The 2,702-nt window shown below is 37.4% G+C and carries 3 protein-coding genes and 1 pseudogene; 1 reads left to right on the top strand and 3 read right to left on the bottom strand.

What is annotated here, in order from left to right; all coding sequences use genetic code 11:
- Positions 1-372 (bottom strand): hypothetical protein (locus ABXH34_RS09405; RefSeq protein WP_353571620.1); only part of this gene is annotated, 372 nt, incomplete at its 3' end.
- A 401-nt stretch (positions 373-773) separates the two neighbouring features.
- Here ABXH34_RS09405 and ABXH34_RS09400 point away from each other — a divergent pair.
- Positions 774-1,489: pseudogene (locus ABXH34_RS09400) on the top strand (IS1595 family transposase).
- A gap of 63 nt (positions 1,490-1,552) precedes the next feature.
- Here ABXH34_RS09400 and ABXH34_RS09395 read toward each other — a convergent pair.
- Complete coding sequence (locus ABXH34_RS09395; RefSeq protein WP_353571619.1) at positions 1,553-2,014, bottom strand: copper chaperone PCu(A)C; 462 nt, start codon at positions 2,012-2,014, stop codon at positions 1,553-1,555.
- Positions 2,007-2,654 (bottom strand): SCO family protein, encoded by a 648-nt coding sequence (locus ABXH34_RS09390; RefSeq protein ID WP_353571618.1) that lies wholly within the window; start codon positions 2,652-2,654, stop codon positions 2,007-2,009. Before ABXH34_RS09390 ends, ABXH34_RS09395 begins: the two co-directional genes overlap by 8 nt.
- Positions 2,655-2,702 lie beyond the last annotated feature (48 nt).

Here is a 2,702-nt window from a genome sequence, read left to right as displayed (position 1 = left end):
CATAGAGCCATCAGAAATACCGACAATATTGCCTGTGTCTAAGTTGGTAATTTGGGTAATAAATCCACCGTCGCCCATTTGCTGACGATTTGAGCCGATATATTCAAGCCCTGTATCATTCTCTTTAAAATCTTTCATAATAAACGCCAATTGAAAGGAGTCTGGCGCAGAAAATTCATAGGTTTCAGCGTTGAAAGAACGTTCTGTATTAATTGAAACAGAATCTTCCAACAACAGATTTCCATCAAGATAGGCAGTGAACCAATTATCTGCCCACACCTCAATTTTGTATTGATTTAGATCGGCTGCACTGGCGTAAGCACTGAATAGGCAGCAACATACAGCAGTGAGTTTTAGAACAAGATTTTTCATGTATACCTCGCATTGAACATTTTTTCCAACCATAGTTAAACTAATACGTTTGTGATAGTAAAATCTGTTGCTGCCAACGGGTAATACTTTCCATCACGATTGCGTTCAGATTATGACTTATTCCACGCTCTAATTGCTAATGCCTGCTTCAAAAGCTCTTCTTTATAAGTGGAATATTCAACAAGCAGGGTTGGCGGATCAAATTAATTGGGATTATGCAACAGGAAGTCAGGTTTCACATCCAGTATGTAGAGAGATGATAAAGTTCATCAAAATACTTCTAACTAATGCTAAATTGGTTTTAAATCTATTACTTAGTTTAATTAGTACCTGATTACGAATGAACTACAGCGAAACAAGCTTGAGCTATAGTCAAGATAAAGAAATAAGGAGAAATTGTAATGAAAAACCAAGTGCAGTTTCAAAAAGAGTATAGCTTGCCAGAGTTGATAGCAGATTATGGAACAGAAGAGCAATGTGAAGCGGCCTTGTTCAATTGGAAATCTCCAGACGGTTACGTATGTCCAAAATGTGGAACTGTAGAAAGTTGTAAACTAAAGAGTAGGAAAGTATACCAATGCAATAAATACCATCATCAACACTCCTTAACAAGTCAGACAATATTTGCATCAACTATAAAGTGCCATTTGTTGCGGCGGTCTGTCTAAATCAAGATGCTCATCCTATCTCGATGAATATGAATGTTGTTGAAGGGTTCAAAACTAAGGAGATTGCAGCTTGGGCTGAACACCATCTCAGTACAGAGTGTGAAGTTATCTCTGATGGTTTAACTTGCTTTAAGGCGGTTCAAAAACACGGCTGCAAGCACACTCGTATTATAACTGGCGGTGGGGCTCATAGCGTAACACTTGAGCAGTTTACTTGGGTTAATACCATGATTGCTAATGTTAAAACCGCTATCATTGGAGTCTATCATGCAATTCAACATAAACATCTTCCTCGCTACTTAGCTGAATTTTGCTATCGGTTTAATCGCCGCTTTCAACTTGACCGTTTACTACCTCATTTAGCTTTTGTCGCTCTCAGAACGCATCCCTTGCCTTATCGCCTTCTTATTTTGGGTAATCAGGTAACTTTAAGAAGGTGCTCTTTGTAAAAAATAATGAGAAATACCTTCTCTATAATAATTTAAGCCATTGATTATAAAAAATAATAACGATTAATGTTTATGTTGGTGCATCATAGGTACATTTGCTTGCTTCACTTCAATGCTTACAGTCTGGCTGATTTCATCACTAAACTGCAAGGTTAATTCAATACTATCACCGATGTTCAAGTCGATTTGGCGATCAATCAACATAATATGATAATCTCCCGGTTTTAACTCTGTAGCACCTTGGGCAGGAATAGTAATTTTCTCTTGCTTGACCATTTTAGCTAACTCACCTTCAAACACAGTTTGATGCAATTCCACGGTTTTGAACGCATCCGTTGAACCACCGATTAAATCAATTGCGGCATCCGATAGATTATGAATCTTCATATAAGCTGCTGTCACAGTTGAACTAGGCGGCACAGCACGTACCCAAGCTCCATCTATTGAAATCACATCCTCAGCATATAATGCTTGAGTAGATAAAAAGCCAATCACTAATAATAAAGTTTTTAATAAATTACGCACGACCATCCTCCTCGATAATTTGGCGCATTTGAATATAACGCTGAATAATATCAGCAATATCATGTGGGGTTGAAAATCGTCCAACCAATTGAGCATCTGGACTGACTAATAAAATACTGGATGAATGATTAACAATATAATTACCGTCGTCTTGCTCTGGCATCAGCATATAAACAATATTGAGCTGACGAGTTAATGTATTTACTTGAGTTTCATTGCCTGTCGATCCAACAAATTCAGGATGGAAAAAAGTCACATATTGACCCAACTGTTCTGGCGTATCACGTTTACCATCAACAGAGACAAACATAAACTGGGTATTTTGAGTTTGCTGTGGATATTGTTCATCCATGCCTAATTTGATGCCACGCAAAATGCTGAGTGCCATAGGACAAATATCAGGACAGTGAGTATAACCAAAAAATAACATCGTCCATTGACCTTGAAAGCTATCCAGATTAAAAGCGTGTGTGTCATGGCGGGTTAATTCAAAAGGTTCAATAAGTTGTGGTTTTGGTAACATACCACGGATGCCATGAGATGCTGTTGGCTGCAACACGGGTAAGATAAAGAAATAACCAATCACAACAACTAACAAAGCCATAAATGAAAGACTGGAAATGATAAATTTATTGTGCATTCTTTATCCTATGTTAAATTTTGATATTATTTTAACGTATTTCGATTT

The sequence above is a fragment of the Candidatus Albibeggiatoa sp. nov. BB20 genome (genome assembly GCA_016744725.1).
GTDB lineage: Bacteria > Pseudomonadota > Gammaproteobacteria > Beggiatoales > Beggiatoaceae > Albibeggiatoa.
Note: the sequence above shows the minus strand (reverse complement) of the source record. Positions and strands in the feature narration are given on the sequence as shown.